Below are 15,283 nucleotides of genomic sequence, written 5' to 3' on the forward strand. Positions count from 1 at the left end.
TATGGCCATGCTGGCACAAGAAACCATCCACACTATTCGCCTTTACGGCGAAATGGGCAGACTGTTTGGCCGCGTGCATGAGCTGGCTGTGTCGAGCGTGGGCGAGGCGCTACACGCGCTTTGCCAGATGATCGATGGGTTCCAGGCGTATCTGACGAAGGCAGCGGCTGCTAAACAAGAATTTGCCTGCCTATACGGTGAGCGCCGCATTGGCCAGGACGCGATGCGCGAGCATCTGACCGGAGACCTGGATATCAGAATTGCTCCGATTATCCGCGGTCACAAGCGCGGCGGTTTGTTCCAGATCGTGCTGGGCGTGGTCATGGTGGCTGCTGCTGTCTTCACAGCGGGCACGGCCGCGGCTGCGTTCGCTGCGTCTGGCTGGGTCGGCACCGCCGCTTGGATGGGCTCCGCCATGGTCTTGAGCGGCATTGCCGCAGCGATATCACCAACACCGGCCGGCCTCAGTGGTGGTGACAAGGTGGAAAACGGTACCTCCTACGCATTTAACGGACCGGTGAACGGGCTGGCCCAGGGAAACCCTTTCCCGATCGGGTATTCGGATAACGACGGTTTTTTTTGGGCGGGTAGCGCCGTCATGGCACAGGCCATCTATTCTGAGGACACGCAGTAATGACCGAAAAATCCATGCATGCCTATGTGCTGCGAGGTGAGGGTGGAAAGGGCGGCGGTGGCGGCCGCGTGGCCAAGGAGGCGCCTGACAGCCTGCACAGCACGCAGTGGGCGCGCATCCAGGAAGCCATTAACATCGGTCCTACGGGCGGCCTGTATTCCGGCCCTGGAGCCGAGGGGCGCGACGTTTTTCTAAATGGCACGCCGATCATTGGAGAGGACGGCACGGTTAACTGGCCTGATGTTGAGGTCCACTTTCGCCCTGGGACGCAGAACCAAGATCCCATTCCTGGATTCCCAGGTTCCGAGTCGACGACGGCCGTGGGCTTTGATTTGAAGTTCGGCACGCCGTGGACCCAGCTGATTACGGGCGATGATTATGATGCCGTGCGTATCACGCTCTCCACTGACCGGCTGACCGAGCAGAACACCAAAAACGGCGACCTGAACGGCTATTTCATCGACTACGAGATCCAGCGCCAGCAGGCCGGTGGCGCTTGGGAATCCGTCATGACCAGCTCCATGCGGGGCAAGGCCACCAAGCGCTACACACGCACGCACCGCATAGAGCTGCCGCTGCGCACCGGACCCTGGAGTATCCGCGTGCGCCGCACATCGCCGGACTCCACTGGATCCCACATTTCTAGCAAGCTATTCGTTGACGCCTTCACTGTGGTGACGGACCAGCGCATGCGGTTCCCCAACATTGCCATGATGGGGTACAAGATCCCGGCAACGCTATTCTCGTCCCCTCCGGTGCGCGCTGTCCGCGCCCGTGGCCGCGAGATTCGCGTTCCTTCTAACTACGATGCGCGCACTCGAACCTATAGTGGCGCGTGGAACGGCACGTTCAAACTGGCCGTTTCCTCGAATCCGGCTTGGGTATGGATGGACATCGTTCTGTCCGATATTTTTGGGCTTGGAGATCGGATCACGATTAACGAAATCGACCGCTGGAGCCTGTACCGCATCGCGCAATATTGCGATGAGCTGGTGCCGGACGGTCTGGGCGGTATGGAACCGCGATTTCGCGCCGTTGGTCAGATCGGCAGCGCGCAGGAAGCCATCAAGGTTCTGCAGGATATCTCCACCATTTTCCGTGGGGCGACGTTCGCAGGAAACGGGACGGTGCTAACTACGGCGGATATGCCCGCGTCACCGGTTTACACGTACAGCCGCGCCAATGTTCTGGGTGAGTTCCAATACTCCAGCTCCGGCCTGAATACCCGTTACACGACCGCCCAGGTCTCGTATAGCAATATGGATGACTTCGGTCGCCAGAAGGTCGAGCCCGTGGAAGACCCTGTAGGTCTTTATCGTTACGGAGTGCGCCCCACGTCCACTACCGCATTCCTATGTGTCAGCCGCGGTCAAGCGCACCGAATGGGCAAATGGACGCTTCTGACTTCGACGGAGCAGACCCGCGCTGTCACCTTCAAGGTGGGTCTGGACTACGCTGTAGTAATGCCTGGCGCTGTGATAGAGATTGCCGATAACGTGCTTGCTGGCGCGATGATTGGCGGCCGTATTGCGTCCGTGCAGAGTGCTAACGGGTTGACGCTCGATCGCCGCGCACGCGTCAAGCCTGGGGACTTCATCACGGTAAACATGCCCTCCGGATTGTGCGAGACCCAGCGCATCCTGTCCGTTGCCTATGGTGAGGAAACCATCCAACTGACCACCACGCCGTTCAGCGAGCCGCCGCACGCTGAAAGTGGGTGGAGCGTTTCATCTGATGACTTGAAGCCCATGCTCTTCCGCGTCACGAAAGTGGCGCAAACTGGGAAAATGGAAGTCACGATTTCGGCCGTGATCGAGCGCGTAGGCAAGCATGCTAACGTGGACTACGGCACGAAGCTGGATCCGCTGCCTATCACGATTATCCCGAGTTTGCAGATGGCGCCGCCCACTAATCTGCGCGTGGTGAACAACACCAGCACCGACCAGGGCGCGGCCACGAATACTCTGCGAGCGGAATGGGACGGTTCCAAGGAAGCACGCGGCTACTCGGTTCAGTGGCGGCGGGGGAACGGCGACTGGATCGGATTGCCCGATACCACACTCGAATCTGTTGAGATTCCGGGAATTCGTACCGGTGTCTACCAGGTCCGCGTGCAGGCGTTCAGCGCGCTCGAAGTACGCTCTGCTTGGGTTGTATCGGATGCGACAAGCCTCGAAGGAACCCTAGAGCCGCCACCTGTTGTTACGCGGCTGGCGACCACTTCTCGCCTTTACGGTATTGGCGTTGAGTGGGACTTTCCGGAGACCATTAGCCCGCTGCGCGCCACTGAAATCTATTGGTCCGCGGCGCCGGATTTCACTCAGGCGACCTTGCTGTCTGAAGTCTCGTACCCTATCCGTACTCTGGAGCTGCCTGGCCTCAAGGCCGGCACGCAGTTCTGGTTCTGGGCGCGGCTGGTGGATAGTTTGGGCGAGAAGGGAGACCTTCACCCCATAGGCGAGGGGGTGCACGGCATTACGCTGACTGATCCGATCGAATATCTTGAGGCCATCAAGGATCAAGTTGTTGGCAGCGAAGTTGGCAAGCAAATGCTCCAGGATATTGAGCAGCTTGGCCGAAGCATCGCCGAGATTGACTCGGATTTGGTCGCCCAGGGTCAGACCATGAGTGAGCAAGCGCAGAAGCTGATTGAGCTGACGGAAGAGCTGCGGCTTGAAGCGGTTGCGCGGTCCCAGGGTGATCAGGCGAACGCTATGGCCATCAGCGCCGAGTCGGCCGAGCGTAAGCTTCAGGCTGACGCAGCCGCCGCCGCGCTGGGCGCTCGAATTGACGCCCTGCAAGCGGAGGTGGCGAGCCTGGTGGGCACTCCGGCCTGGGAGGATGGCAAGGTATACCCGGAAGGGTTCGTTGTCTCTTGGCAAGGTGGCCTGTATCGCGCCAAGCAGCAAGTGCCGGCCGGCGTGGACCCTCGCTACTCCGGATACTGGGACAAGATCGGCAATTATGACTCTCTTGCGGAAGCGGTCGGCGATCTGACTGGACGCATGGCCACCGTGGAAGTTGTCACCGCGGGCAATGTGCAGAAGCTCAGCCAACTGGAAATTGTGCAGGGCGAGCAGGCAACTGCCATAACGGATGTCCAGCAGGTCCAGGCTGGCCAGGCCACGCGAATGGCGACTGTCGAGGCCAAACAGGGCGAGCAGGCGTCTAAGATCCAGAGCCTGGAGACTGTGACGGCAGACACGGCACAGATCCTGGATAACGTGGTTGTGCAGCAGGGTGACATGCAGAGCGCGATCAGCAGCCTGCAAACCATCACCGCCAACACCACCACCAGGTTGGATACCCTCAGCACGAAGGTGGACGGCCAAGCCAGCAGCATCAGCACGCTGCAATCAACCCAGGTCGGGCATGCGCAGCGCCTGACGACGCTGGAAAGCACGCAGGCCGACCAGGCATCGAAAATCGAGCTGCTGGAGGATGTGCAGGACGGCCAGGCGCTGAGAATGTCTACGCTCGAAACGAAGCAAGGGCAAAACAGCAGCAAGATCCAGGGCTTGGAAAGCACCACCGCGAACCTGGCCAGCCGCACGTCCACACTGGAGACAAAGCAGGGCGAGCAGGCCAGCAGCATCACCACCATCCAGCAAACGCAGGCTGGTCAGGCTACGCAGATAAACACCCTGCGGACGGACGTAAGCGGCAACGCAAGTGAGATTTCCTCACTCAAGACCACCACGGCCGGCCTGGTTCAGCAAAGCAGCTCCATGGCCACGACCATTGGCGAAAACGCCGCCGCCATCCGTGCCGAGGAACAGGCCCGCGCCAGTGCCGATGACGCTCTAACGCTGCGCATCAACCAGACCAACACCACCGTTGGCCAGAACACGGCGCGCATCGCAGCTGAGGAGCAAACCCGCGCCGCCGATGGCGCGGCCCTATCTCAACGTATCACCCGGATGGAGGCCGGGCAGAAGGAAAGCTTCGAGACTGAACGGTCCTGGAACTTCAACGCCGGAGCGGAGGGCTGGAAGGCATACAGCCAGGCCGCCGTGGAATGGGTCAACGAGCCGCCGTATCTCGTCCGAGCTACCTCCACTGGCACCGGGATTGGCCGCGTCGAATTGGACATTGCCACGGTGGCGGATCGCTACGATCCGCACCTATGGCCACTAGTTCGGGCCCGCGTGCGTTTTATCAACGGGTCCAACACGGACACGATGACCTGCTATGTCTCGGTGAATGGCGCTTCCACTCTGGCGCAGTTTACGACCGGCTCAATACTCAGGGGATCTACGGATTGGCAGATAGTCGAGTTCAACCTGCTGGCGATGCCGAGCGTAGCGGATCCTTCCGTCACGAATATCCGGCGCATTGTCTTTGGTGACGTGCGGGCCGGAGGCAACGGCCCGTTTGAAGTGGACTATGTGGCTATAGGCCGCTACGGTGCGCCGCTTTCGAACGCGTTGCTGCAACAGGAGCAGCGCGCCCGCATAGCTGGTGATGATGCCCTGTCCCAGCAGATCGCCACGCTGCGAACGACCACCGAGACCGAGGCCGCCCGGTTGGATGCTGCGATCCGCGCGGAGGAAACTACACGCACTACCGCCGATACGGCGCTGGCGCAAAGCATCACACAGCTAACCGCACAGTACAACGCGGCTCCTGGCGGCGGCAACCTGTATCCGGATCCGTACTACAACTTGCCGGGCAATTGGGCTGGATCGCTGAAGTCGCTCACCAAGCGAGGTGTGCCGACGACAATGCAGACCCGATCCGGGAACCCTTTCCCATTCATCGCGTCGTTTGACGCTGCTGCTGGGGCTGAGGATGTCCAGGTGGGCGATCTGACCATGGATGCTGGCGGTGGTAACGGATTTCCCGTTATCGGTGGCCGCCGGTATATGTTCCGTGGCAAGGCCATGCAAGCGCACACGACATCCAAGGGTGTTGGCGCCATCTACACCATCTGGATGGACCGAGCCGGAACCTGGCTATCGACTCCAGCGGTTGCTGTTTGGGACTTTGCCGCGGCCGCCCAGCACGAGTTCACCGGCTTGCTTGCCGCCCCGGCGACCGCAGCGTACGCAAAGTTCCTTTTCTACGCGATTCGCGGCAAGGGGGCCAATAACAATGTGGCGCTTCGCAACTTCGCCCTGGTTAACCTCTCGATGGAGTTGGAAACCGCATTCGAGGACCAGAACGCGGCCAGCATCGTGACGGAGCAAGCCGTCCGCGCCAGTGCGGATAGCGCGCTTGGTACGCGCATTGACCAGGTGACGGCGCGGGTTGGCAATACCGAATCGGCGGTGCAGACCCAGGCGAACGCCATTGCGACGTTGGACGGCAAGGTCGCCTCAAACTGGAACGTGAGGGTGTCCACGAACGTCAACGGGATCGTGCATCTGGCTGGGATGGGGGTCGGGGTTGAGGTGAATCCGAACACCGGGCTGATGACCAGCAACATTGTGATGGTTGCAGATCAGCTCCTGCTGCTGCATGGCAAGAACGGCGCGTATTCCGCCCCGTTCTCGGTTTCTGGAGGGCAGACCTTCATTGCGGATGCATATATCCGGGATGCCTCCATTACCAGCGCCAAGATTGGGGCTGCGGCGATCACAAACGCCCACCTTGGTAATGCCATCATCGGCACGGTCAACATAGCGGATGGAGCCATTACCAGCACGAAGATCGGGTATGCCCAGATCCATACTGCGAACATCAACGTCGCGCAGATTGACACCCTGCGCCTGGCTGGTGGCTCGGTTACGGTCGGTATCTCCGATTCGTTTAGTTGGACGTTTGGGAAAGACTGGGGCACGTCTGATCGATATATCCAGGTCTATATGCCTTATGGGGGGACTTGCATCGCGTTCGTTCAGTTCGACGTTGACCACGGAGACTCTACATATCCGACCACGACGGGTACGCCGGGTTACGTTGAGGCGGTGGGTAGCGACGGCGCGGTGTTTTTCCAGCGCCCGGCTAATGATGTTGTGTGGACCGGGAGCAGCCCGCGATATTCCTGGAAGGGAACCGGCAGCTATATCAGCCCGGCTTACTCTGCCGGATTTGCCTGGGGCTTCACTGCGCGGTGCGCACGTCCGAGCGCTGGAACCATGCGCATTAGCGGGCGAATGGCCATCATCTCGTTCCAACGATAAAGGAGAAACATGCAAGACGATCCCGATCAGGATCCTGGCGCCGACCCGGCGCCGGGCCTGGAGGGCGAGGCGGAAGCGCCCACTATTGAAAGCCCAGCCGAACGGGTCTTCACCAACATATTTATGCCCACGACGGAGGGGTGGATAAACGGCAATACGTCTGTTGACGAGGTTCAGTTACCTCACATGCTGGCCATCGGCTATCGCATTGGTTCCGCCCGTATCGATCTGGATTGGTTCGACTGGTCCGACGAGACGGTAAAGCCCAGGGAGGCCAACCCAGCATATGCAGATGGGCTGACGCTGCATGATGTGCCAGTCGGCTGCGTCATCGTCATCAACAAAACCGACTATCGCGTAACCGAGGCCGGTCCGGTGGAACTGGAATTCGATGTTCCTGGCCCTTATCGAATTCTCGTGGCAGGCCTGGCGAGCTACCTTGAAAAGGAAATCATCATTCCATGAAGATCAGTGTTCAAACTTGCCCCTACCAGAGGCGGCGTGGACAGTATCCGCCGATTGGTGACCAGTTGGACGCCATGGTCAAGCTAGCTGCTCACTTACGAGAGCAAGGCGTTCAGTTGCCGGCCGCCGTGTGCGACTGGGTCGACAAATGCTTAGACGTGAAACGCCGAAATCCGGTCAAACCTGAAGACAACCAGCCCGCCTAGCGCGGGCTTTTTTTCGTCCATACATACGGGAGGGCAGAGATGCGAACCCAAAGGAGCATTTCAATGGAACCGAGTTCTACGGGGCTGGGAGGCCTCGCGGCCTTGAAGGTCGCAATGGCATACGGCATTCCTGCGGCGATTGCGGCGATTCTCGGGCTGCTGATCATGCCGCCGCGGACTGCGCGCGAGTTCACTGTCCGCAGCATTTCGACCGTCTCATGTTCTTTCCTATTTGGCCCTGCCGTGGCGGCGGCCGTGATCGCCTGGAAGCCCAGCCTGATGGAGGCTATGACCTGGCTCGCCCAGCATGGTGCTGGCAGTGATGACGCGCTGCTGGCGAAGTTTTATGTATTGGGTCCGAGCATGTTGATCGCGGGCCTGCCGGCCTGGTGGGTCTTGGGCGCCTACGTGCGGTGGATGGCGAGTATGCGCCAGAAGGGGCTGCTCGAATGGGTGGCCGAGGCTCGCGCCAAGCTGTTTGGCGTGCGGCCTGGTGGGGAGGGCTGATCGTGGACTTGAAGACGATCATTCTGACGGCGGTTAATCCCGCGCTCGCGCTGTTGCCGGCCAAGATGGACACGGCTGCGGCGCGTGTCCAGATGCTGGCCATCGGCCTGCAGGAAAGTCGCTTTCTCCATCGGCGACAGCTTGGCAATGGACCGGCTCGCGGACTGTGGCAGTTTGAGCGCGGGGGTGGGGTGCGTGGGGTGCTGACCCATCCTGCCAGCCGCGAGCTTGCATACAGGACCTGCGGCCTGCGCGGCGTGGCACCGGTCGCGGCCGCCGTTCATCCGGCGCTGGAGACTGACGACGTGCTGGCGGCAGTCTTCGCACGCCTGCTCATGTGGACGGACGCCTGGCGCCTGCCCGCCGTGGGTGACGTGCAGGGGGCATGGGACATGTACATCCGCACATGGCGGCCCGGGAAGCCGCACCCGCAGACCTGGGGCGGGCTTTACGCCCAGGCAGTAGCAGAGGTGGGGGGTGGAAATGCCGCAGTGGCTTGAACGTATCAAGGGCTGGCTCCTGTTGGTCGGCCTGGCGCTGGCTGCGCTGGCCAGCGTCTTCTACCGGGGATGCGCCACCGGGCGTCAGGCAGAGCGGCAGGAGAGGCAGGACCAAATCAATGAACAGGCGGCGAAGGCCCGCCAGGAGGTGCGCGATGTGCAGCTTGAAACGGCTCGGATGGATGATGGCGCTGTCGCTGATGAGCTTGAGCGTGATTGGGTGCGCGGCTCCGGCCCGCGTGGGCGTTGAGTATTGCGATCACGCGCAGCCAATTTACTTTGAGTCCCAGGAACAAGTTCGGGCTACTCCGCCGCCGATTCGAAGGCAAGCTTTGGAGGAAAACAAGAAGTGGGCTCGTCTTTGCGAGACCTCGCGGCTGTAGCCTTTGGTTGGGGGTGATTTAGGCACGGCACATGCGGACCGCAATCGGCATGTACCGCGGCACGGGACCGCGACAGACGGGGACTACGATGGAACGCGACGAGCTTTTGGTGCAGATGATTAGCAGGTCGGCGGACCTTAGGAATTTCGGGGACTGGGTGGATATCCTGGGGAAGTACGCCGACTGCCTTGCTCAGGTTGGTACAAAGTTGACGCCTGACGAAGTGGAGCAATTTCTGGAGGTCGGAGCGGTTTTTTACCGCACATTGGCACGCGCGGAGGATTATCGCCAAAACTTTCGGTCGGAAATGAAAGATTAGGAGAGTCTAGCGTCGCCTTCATCCCCTAAGCCCGCGAACCACTCCGTTCGCCGCGACCTTGCAAGCGTAGGTGAGGTTGTCTATCCAGCCTGTTTCATCGAGACGTCGGCGTGCATGCCGCGATCCAGATCGATTCCTGGCTCGGCCGCGCATTCTTGAAGGGCCAGTAGTTCGCCGGCAATTTCACCGCTCTCAATCCGACGAATGATGTCATCAAGTAGTAGCGTGCGGGAAGCGAACCCTAGGCCTGTGAGACCTCGCACGACCAGCTGATAGGCTAAGTTCGGCTCGGCTCCCTTCATAACGCCGAAGTAAAAAATCCTGCCTTGCTCATTCCTAAGCAACAGGTGTCCTGGGCGAGCGTAGATTCTGTATACGCGCCAAGGCGAGAGCATTGCAGCGTCCGGGGTTGAGGGCTGTGCTGGGGAGGAATCGAGATGCTTGAACGACGTCCCGAATGAGACGAATTTCCGGCAAGCAGTAATGACGCGTAAAAATGACTTAGCTAAGAGCTTCATGATCGGGTCGGCCTAAATGAATCGAAGCGCGATACGGCCGCGATAAATGGCGAAGCAGTCGATCAAATCGAAGTTCTAATTTGGGGACCGGTCGGCCTGTACCGTGGCCTTTGAATAGCGCAGAAATATCGTGGGTCGAGATCGAATCACGACAACGCTGGCTCTCGCAATCGCGCGACGAGTCAGCGCCTGCTCACAAGCTTTCAGCCATCCATCCGCAGCTAGGCAGCTGCGTACTCCGTGGATTTAGGCCGAACGCGTGCGATACGCCTACTGAGGGGTGCGCTGCTTTAGCGGATCATTTTGCGCTTGTTTACGCGCGGCTTCTTCTTTTTGCTCCTGACTTTGCTGCTCTTGCTGCTTGTTGGGCTGGTCGTCTTGACCAGGTTGAGTGGGGGGGCCAGCTGCGCTGAAGCGGGTGGGAAATGTCATGATGTGTACCTCTTTAGTTGTCGTGGCGAGTGCCACGTATTCACAGTACGCTCAATGGCACGTAGGACCTACGACTGAATTGAAACAAGCGTAAGACCTGTGGAGGTACCTGCTCTACACTGATTTCATGCAACCGTCTAGGAGGCTGCCATGTCACAGTCAATGGGTGTGAAAGCACTGGAGCGGTGGGACGATGAGGGGGGATCGCAGCTTGCCTCTCTTGCCAACTCGTTTGCTATCGAGGAGTTCGAGGCGTCTGAGTGTCGGATTTTGGCCTTCCTGGGGGCGTCCGTTTTGAGCCTGTGGGACGACCTTCCAGTTGATGCGCGCCAGCGGATGCTAAATCGTGAGATTGCTCAGGCAGCGTTCGACAAGTCGGTACTAAAAGTAAAGATTGCGCGTCTTGCTGCGGGAGATTTTTTTTCAGGGGATAGACATGAACCACGATCATGATGACTCTGAGATTGAGCGCTGGCTCAATGAAGGAGGGGTGCAATTTCCCACATTCGTTGAGTTGCTGGATCCAGGGGTGCTTGACGAAGGCGAGCGGCGAGTCATTGCGTGCCTTGGGGCAGCAATTTTGAGCATCTGGCACGAAGTGCCGACCGACATTCGAAGAATGGTGTTGCAGGGCGCGCTCAGCACCGCTACGTATGATGCTGCGTTGTTGAAGGGGAAGGTCGCGATGTTCTTGCGAGGGAGGCAAGGCTCGTTAAATTGAGCTCGGCGCCATCGCTCGCATTCAGGGAAATGCGGCACAACACATACGCACCTCCGGCAGGAAGGGGAAGGGCCAGTATAGGGTCAGCCGGGCGCCGGGCGCATGCCGTTCAGGCGCTGCAATTGGATCTCGGCCAGGTAGGCCTGCGCGATAGCTTCCAGCACCTGGCGCTCTGCTTCTGTCAGGGCGTCAATATGCTCGGAGGGGATGGTGTCGAAGGGCCACGGTTCCATGGCTGGCACTCTACGCGGCGAGGGCGAGCTGTGGGAGCAATGATGAGGGATGTAGGACCAACTAACCATATTCAGAGGTTTAGCGCCCCCGATAGTGAGCGCGCATGGGGCCTGCCGTTGGTATGGCCCGCGTAAGGCGGGCCAGCCAAGACACGTTCAACATGGCGAGAGAAAGTGTGCGGGTGCGCCCTTGATGTAGGCTTAGGATACGCATAAAAAGCCATCAGCATATCGATTGGAGCTGACATGAGGATATCCAAGTACGCATGGGCCCAATCTGTTGAAACATTGACAGAGTCGGAGCGGGCGACGCTGGCTCGGCTAGTTGAGGCGGAATCTTTAGTTGGACCTTACACGCGCGGGGCGCGGAAGACTCGGCACGTGGCGTTGCGAGAACTGCAAGGCGTTATTCAAGAGCCAGTCACGGAGCTGCACAAAGCCCAAGCCGCTTACTTGAGCGGGGAACGGCGACGTCGGTCGAAAGAGCCGGCACTAGCGCTCGGTCGCACCTGGCGGGCGGCAGTGCGGGAAGGCCTGTTGCTTTTCCCGAAACACAAGACAAGCGCCTTGCGCGTCACGCTTCAGGGATGGGAAAGAGCACTGAACATCGCCGACGACTTGTTTTCTATGGCGGCAATGCGCGGCTATGAGGTTGTTCCGTGGACGAAGGGGGATAAAACTCTCAACATCCGGGCCGTGGGCGCAGAACTCGAGTTCAGGATCATGGAGAAGCTGGCTCGAGTGCAGGACGACGCGAAGGGCTCCGCGACTGGCTCCCCCTACGAAAACTACTTCGTGACTACGGGCGCGCTGTCGATTCATCTCAATCGTTTTGGGGGTAGGATACAGGTGGTTGACGAAGACCGGAAACCTCTGGAAAGCCAACTAGAAGAACTATTTGATCGGATCCCGCGCGAGTTCGTCCTCGACCTGGCGCAGAATCGGCAGCGGCAACGAGATGAAGAAGCTTCCGCACAAGCTCGTGAAGAAAAATTAGAGCGGGAACGGCTGAGAGAGCTGGAGGCGGCACGGCGAAAAAAACTGGAGCATGAAGTGCAGAGTTGGCATCGTGCGCTCATGATTCGGCAGTACGCAGAAGCGGTACAGCGGGCCTTGTTTCCCGAGATAGGGGATCCGGCGGAAGAATGGTTGAAGTGGGTGCATGCAGTTGCTGATGAAGTCGACCCAACCCCGAGACGTTGCCATCAATTGAGGCATACGGCCGCAAGCACGACGTCTCAGGAGGACATAGAGGATGCCGATGCGTCGAACGATACAACGCGCAGAGCTATACGAGCGGGTTTGGAAGGTCCCAATTTCGAAGTTGTGCCAGCAGTATGGCCTCTCAGACAATGGCCTACGTAAAGTCTGCCGGAGGTTGGGAGTGCCCGTTCCAGAAAGAGGGTACTGGGCAAAGCAGGCTGCTGGAAAGGCGCGTGCGCGACCGAAGCTTCCTGCTCTGGCGGGAAAGCCCGCTTCGGAGACCGTGACCACTAGGGATGAGACTACACCCTCTCGCGTTGTGAGGCCCGAGACGAAGGCAATTTTGGAAAGGGATCTGGTATTCGAGCGGGATCCAAGCAACCGCGTGGAAGTCCGCGATCTGCCTATGCACAAAGCAATATTGTCAGTGCAGCAGCGACTCGCTCGCCGAGTGAAAGAGTGGCAGAAGGCTCGCAAGGATCACGAAGCTGCGCTGCAGAGAACCAAGAACAGGCCTTGGGAGCCGAATTGGTCCGCGTTGAACTCCGGACTAAGGTGGCCCAAATTTGATGAAAACGGCGGCTACCTGTTTTTGAAGAACGAACGATGCGTGGCAAGGGTGACCGAAGAACAGATAGGCCGTGCGGTGGCCATTTTGAATGCAGTCGCCCATGCGGCTTCCAACCGCGGGTACACGCTTTTGGTGCCGGACGCTGGGGCCGGAGCCCTAACTCTAAGACGTAGAGGTGTCGACACGCTCCTGCGCTTGACCGAGCATGCGACGGTCAAAGAGGTAAAGGATAAAAGTATCTTCTACGCGCACCTAGGCGGTGTACGGAAACAGCCTCAATCGACGGGGAAGTTACGGATTCATTTTAGGATATCGACACGCCCTGAGAAGCTCGTGTCCGATGAAGAGGGGCCGCTGGAAGAGCAGCTAAGCGACCTCTTCGCAAGACTCGCTAAGGCCGAAGCTGCCTATGCTGAACATCTTCATCGTGAGGCCGTCCAAGCAAAATTACGGGAGGAGGCGCAGGCCCGATGGCTGGAAAGGCAGCAGCAACTAGAGGAAGAGCGCAGAGAAAGGCAGATCATTGAGCAGCAGCGACAGCGAGAAAAGGAGGAGCGGGATAGCTTTCTGCGCGATTTGTGCGAAGAGGCTGATGCTTGGCGAAAATCACAATCAGTGGAGCAGTATTTGAGACATCTTCGCAAGCTATCGGGCGGATCCGTTTCACACGAGTTGCGCGAATGGATCTCGCGGGCGGAAGAATTGCTGCGGGAGCTTGACCCCACTAGCCGACGATTGGGCAGCTAGCCAGTCTATGCAAATGACAGCGTCTACTGTGCTAACTGCACGCAGAGGGCGCGGCGGAGAGCGCCTTTTCTAAGGCAGAGCCGAGGGCCGTCCAAGCTGTACGCATTTGGTTTGAGTGATCGCTGTGCAGGTAGTGTCGGCGAATCTTAGCATTGCCGGTATGAATCACATGGTTCTGGCAAAGATCGATGACTTTGTCTTCAATGCCGATCGTTTCCATTAGGGTCGCTCCGGTGCGACGTAAATCGTGTGCGGTCCAGTTGCCTTTCCTACCGCCAGCGAGCACTAGGCTATTGTCGTTGCGCCGCCCTTTGAGAGGTTTGCGCTCCATGAACATCGTTTGCCGATCTCCGATTTGCTTGCCTACCGTTGATTCTGAGACGTGGTCGTCCTCTCGCTGTCGTGCTGGAAAGCACCACTTCCCGGTGCCTGTCTTCGCATGTAGACGTTCGAACTGCTGAGTGGCGAAGTCGGATAGAAAAATTGTCAGAGCTCGTTGACCTGCCTTGGTCTTCTTGACGTTCTCCTTCGGGATGTACCAGGTGCGGGCCTTGAGATCTACATGCTCCCAACGCGCCTTTAGGGTCTCACCTATTCTCGTCAACGTGGATAGGCACAGCCATATTGCCACCTGAGTTTCCAGGGCAATAGGGCGTGTGGCGCGCCGTTTGTCTGAAGACGCTGCATAGTCGCGCTCCATCCGCGCAAAGATGTCTCTAAGCTCGCGTATTTCCTCCGGCGAAAGCACTCTTTCGCGGACGTTGGCCAGGTCGTAGTCCTTGTCCACGATTTTGCCAATCTCGACAAGATCGGTAGGATTCCCTTCAATCAGTAGGGGGCGCCACGGCTTTCGTTTCTCCCCCCATGCCAACATTTGCCGTATCGCGGTGAATATGACCACGGCCAAGCGGTTGGCTCCCCTAGCGACGACTTTCCGAAGCATGGCCCGGACATCATGTTCACTGAGATTTCGAAGCGCTAGCCTCCCTAAGTCGGTTAGAACATCTTTTTCGAAGATTCGCTTCAGTTCAACGTTGTCATCGGACCGGCGTACTCCGTCTGCAATCCATGCGTCATAGAGGTCGGCAAAGGTCAGGTCTTCCGCTTGTCTGCGAACGTTTTCGGCGAGAGTGGCTTCGACCTTTCGCTGGGCGTCAATGCGGACGGCTCGCTTCTGATCGTTGGGATTGATTCCGCCTTTTACCCACTCCCGGGCTTGGTCCCTGTTGGCTCGAACCTGCTCGAGGGATAGCGTGGGCCACGTCCCGCAGTAATAACGCTTAGTCTTGCCGCCCCATTTATACGCATATCGCCAGGCGACGGATGCATTGGCTTCGTTGACGCGGACGTCACCCTGCAAGCCATCGCCGTCAGCAAGCGTGTCGCCTTTCCATGTTGGCCCTATGGCTTCGAGTTCCTTGACGGTCCATCGAAAGCCTTTGCCGCGCTTTGGGTATCTGTTCATTAGCAGAGGGTCGTTGATTGGTTGCCATGGGGCAACCCATGGGGCAACTTTTTGCTGGATGGCAGCGTACATTAGCGGACGATCCCGAACAAGCCATAAACGGTAGTTCCAATAAAAACAAAAGGTTAGGAGTTCGCTGGCGTTCGCTCTGGTTCGCCATTATCTAATTTGGGAGCAGAGGGTCGTGAGTTCGAATCCCACCGCCCCGACCAATAAAATCAAAGGGTTAGCTCAATGTTGTTGAGCTAACCCTT

15 protein-coding genes are annotated in these 15,283 nt (G+C 58.8%); 11 read left to right on the forward strand and 4 right to left on the reverse strand.

What is annotated here, in order from left to right; translation table 11 throughout:
• Nucleotide 1 precedes the first annotated feature (1 nt).
• From VCS63_RS23610 to VCS63_RS23640, 7 genes are all read left to right on the forward strand, one after another.
• Nucleotides 2–634: a tail assembly protein gene (locus VCS63_RS23610; protein WP_323881138.1), complete on the forward strand. Its 633-nt coding sequence runs from the start codon at nt 2–4 to the stop codon at nt 632–634.
• Nucleotides 634–6,759, forward strand: a complete 6,126-nt coding sequence (locus VCS63_RS23615) for a phage tail tip fiber protein (RefSeq protein ID WP_323881139.1) — start codon at nt 634–636, stop codon at nt 6,757–6,759. The genes VCS63_RS23610 and VCS63_RS23615 overlap by 1 nt, the downstream gene beginning before the upstream one ends.
• A gap of 9 nt (nt 6,760–6,768) precedes the next feature.
• Entirely contained in the window at nt 6,769–7,224 is a 456-nt protein-coding gene (locus VCS63_RS23620; RefSeq protein WP_323881140.1) for a hypothetical protein, read from the forward strand.
• A 269-nt stretch (nt 7,225–7,493) separates the two neighbouring features.
• Complete coding sequence (locus VCS63_RS23625) at nt 7,494–7,937, forward strand: hypothetical protein (protein WP_149064096.1); 444 nt, start codon at nt 7,494–7,496, stop codon at nt 7,935–7,937.
• Between the two features lie 2 nt (nt 7,938–7,939).
• Nucleotides 7,940–8,437 (forward strand): hypothetical protein, encoded by a 498-nt coding sequence (locus VCS63_RS23630; protein WP_323881141.1) that lies wholly within the window; start codon nt 7,940–7,942, stop codon nt 8,435–8,437.
• Nucleotides 8,421–8,687, forward strand: a complete 267-nt coding sequence (locus VCS63_RS23635; protein ID WP_323881142.1) for a hypothetical protein — start codon at nt 8,421–8,423, stop codon at nt 8,685–8,687. The genes VCS63_RS23630 and VCS63_RS23635 overlap by 17 nt, the downstream gene beginning before the upstream one ends.
• Before the next feature lie 221 nt (nt 8,688–8,908).
• The gene (locus tag VCS63_RS23640) at nt 8,909–9,139 is read left to right on the forward strand and encodes a DNA-3-methyladenine glycosylase (protein WP_175179283.1); all 231 of its coding nucleotides are present in this window, start codon (nt 8,909–8,911) and stop codon (nt 9,137–9,139) included.
• Nucleotides 9,140–9,219: 80 nt separating this feature from the next.
• Here the strand turns inward: VCS63_RS23640 and VCS63_RS23645 are convergent, their stop codons facing one another.
• Together VCS63_RS23645 and VCS63_RS23650 are read right to left on the reverse strand one after the other, a co-directional pair.
• The gene (locus tag VCS63_RS23645; protein ID WP_323881143.1) at nt 9,220–9,657 is read right to left on the reverse strand and encodes a hypothetical protein; all 438 of its coding nucleotides are present in this window, start codon (nt 9,655–9,657) and stop codon (nt 9,220–9,222) included.
• Between the two features lie 270 nt (nt 9,658–9,927).
• Nucleotides 9,928–10,089: a hypothetical protein gene (locus tag VCS63_RS23650; RefSeq protein WP_167555690.1), complete on the reverse strand. Its 162-nt coding sequence runs from the start codon at nt 10,087–10,089 to the stop codon at nt 9,928–9,930.
• Between the two features lie 150 nt (nt 10,090–10,239).
• Between VCS63_RS23650 and VCS63_RS23655 the strand changes: the two genes are divergently transcribed.
• Both VCS63_RS23655 and VCS63_RS23660 read left to right on the forward strand, forming a co-directional pair.
• On the forward strand, nt 10,240–10,542 hold the full coding sequence (locus VCS63_RS23655; RefSeq protein WP_080551133.1) for a hypothetical protein: 303 nt from the start codon (nt 10,240–10,242) through the stop codon (nt 10,540–10,542).
• Nucleotides 10,526–10,810 (forward strand): hypothetical protein, encoded by a 285-nt coding sequence (locus VCS63_RS23660; RefSeq protein ID WP_192353438.1) that lies wholly within the window; start codon nt 10,526–10,528, stop codon nt 10,808–10,810. Before VCS63_RS23655 ends, VCS63_RS23660 begins: the two co-directional genes overlap by 17 nt.
• An 83-nt stretch (nt 10,811–10,893) precedes the next feature.
• Here the strand turns inward: VCS63_RS23660 and VCS63_RS23665 are convergent, their stop codons facing one another.
• Nucleotides 10,894–11,043 carry a hypothetical protein gene (locus tag VCS63_RS23665; protein WP_323881144.1) on the reverse strand — a complete coding sequence of 50 codons (150 nt, stop codon included), beginning with the start codon at nt 11,041–11,043 and terminating at the stop codon, nt 10,894–10,896.
• A 246-nt stretch (nt 11,044–11,289) separates the two neighbouring features.
• Here VCS63_RS23665 and VCS63_RS23670 point away from each other — a divergent pair, with 246 nt between their 5' ends.
• Both VCS63_RS23670 and VCS63_RS23675 read left to right on the forward strand, forming a co-directional pair.
• The gene (locus VCS63_RS23670) at nt 11,290–12,408 is read left to right on the forward strand and encodes a hypothetical protein (protein ID WP_323881145.1); all 1,119 of its coding nucleotides are present in this window, start codon (nt 11,290–11,292) and stop codon (nt 12,406–12,408) included.
• Nucleotides 12,409–12,631: 223 nt separating this feature from the next.
• Nucleotides 12,632–13,564 carry a hypothetical protein gene (locus VCS63_RS23675; protein WP_323881146.1) on the forward strand — a complete coding sequence of 311 codons (933 nt, stop codon included), beginning with the start codon at nt 12,632–12,634 and terminating at the stop codon, nt 13,562–13,564.
• 31 nt (nt 13,565–13,595) lie between these two features.
• Here the strand turns inward: VCS63_RS23675 and VCS63_RS23680 are convergent, their stop codons facing one another.
• Complete coding sequence (locus tag VCS63_RS23680; protein ID WP_323881147.1) at nt 13,596–15,101, reverse strand: tyrosine-type recombinase/integrase; 1,506 nt, start codon at nt 15,099–15,101, stop codon at nt 13,596–13,598.
• Nucleotides 15,102–15,283: the final 182 nt, after the last annotated feature.

This window comes from Achromobacter sp. D10 (assembly GCF_035282245.1).
Classification (GTDB): Bacteria; Pseudomonadota; Gammaproteobacteria; order Burkholderiales; family Burkholderiaceae_B; genus Achromobacter; species Achromobacter insolitus.

Bases quoted from the DNA above. Each gene is read 5' to 3' on its own strand.
- VCS63_RS23670 (WP_323881145.1), top strand. From the start codon at position 11,290: ATGAGGATATCCAAGTACGCATGGGCCCAATCTGTTGAAACATTGACA.
- VCS63_RS23665 (WP_323881144.1), bottom strand. From the start codon at position 11,043: ATGGAACCGTGGCCCTTCGACACCATCCCCTCCGAGCATATTGACGCC.
- VCS63_RS23655 (WP_080551133.1), top strand. From the start codon at position 10,240: ATGTCACAGTCAATGGGTGTGAAAGCACTGGAGCGGTGGGACGATGAG.
- VCS63_RS23680 (WP_323881147.1), bottom strand. From the start codon at position 15,101: ATGTACGCTGCCATCCAGCAAAAAGTTGCCCCATGGGTTGCCCCATGG.
- VCS63_RS23615 (WP_323881139.1), top strand. From the start codon at position 634: ATGACCGAAAAATCCATGCATGCCTATGTGCTGCGAGGTGAGGGTGGA.
- VCS63_RS23650 (WP_167555690.1), bottom strand. From the start codon at position 10,089: ATGACATTTCCCACCCGCTTCAGCGCAGCTGGCCCCCCCACTCAACCT.
- VCS63_RS23645 (WP_323881143.1), bottom strand. From the start codon at position 9,657: ATGAAGCTCTTAGCTAAGTCATTTTTACGCGTCATTACTGCTTGCCGG.
- VCS63_RS23625 (WP_149064096.1), top strand. From the start codon at position 7,494: ATGGAACCGAGTTCTACGGGGCTGGGAGGCCTCGCGGCCTTGAAGGTC.
- VCS63_RS23635 (WP_323881142.1), top strand. From the start codon at position 8,421: ATGCCGCAGTGGCTTGAACGTATCAAGGGCTGGCTCCTGTTGGTCGGC.
- VCS63_RS23610 (WP_323881138.1), top strand. From the start codon at position 2: ATGGCCATGCTGGCACAAGAAACCATCCACACTATTCGCCTTTACGGC.
- VCS63_RS23620 (WP_323881140.1), top strand. From the start codon at position 6,769: ATGCAAGACGATCCCGATCAGGATCCTGGCGCCGACCCGGCGCCGGGC.
- VCS63_RS23640 (WP_175179283.1), top strand. From the start codon at position 8,909: ATGGAACGCGACGAGCTTTTGGTGCAGATGATTAGCAGGTCGGCGGAC.
- VCS63_RS23660 (WP_192353438.1), top strand. From the start codon at position 10,526: ATGAACCACGATCATGATGACTCTGAGATTGAGCGCTGGCTCAATGAA.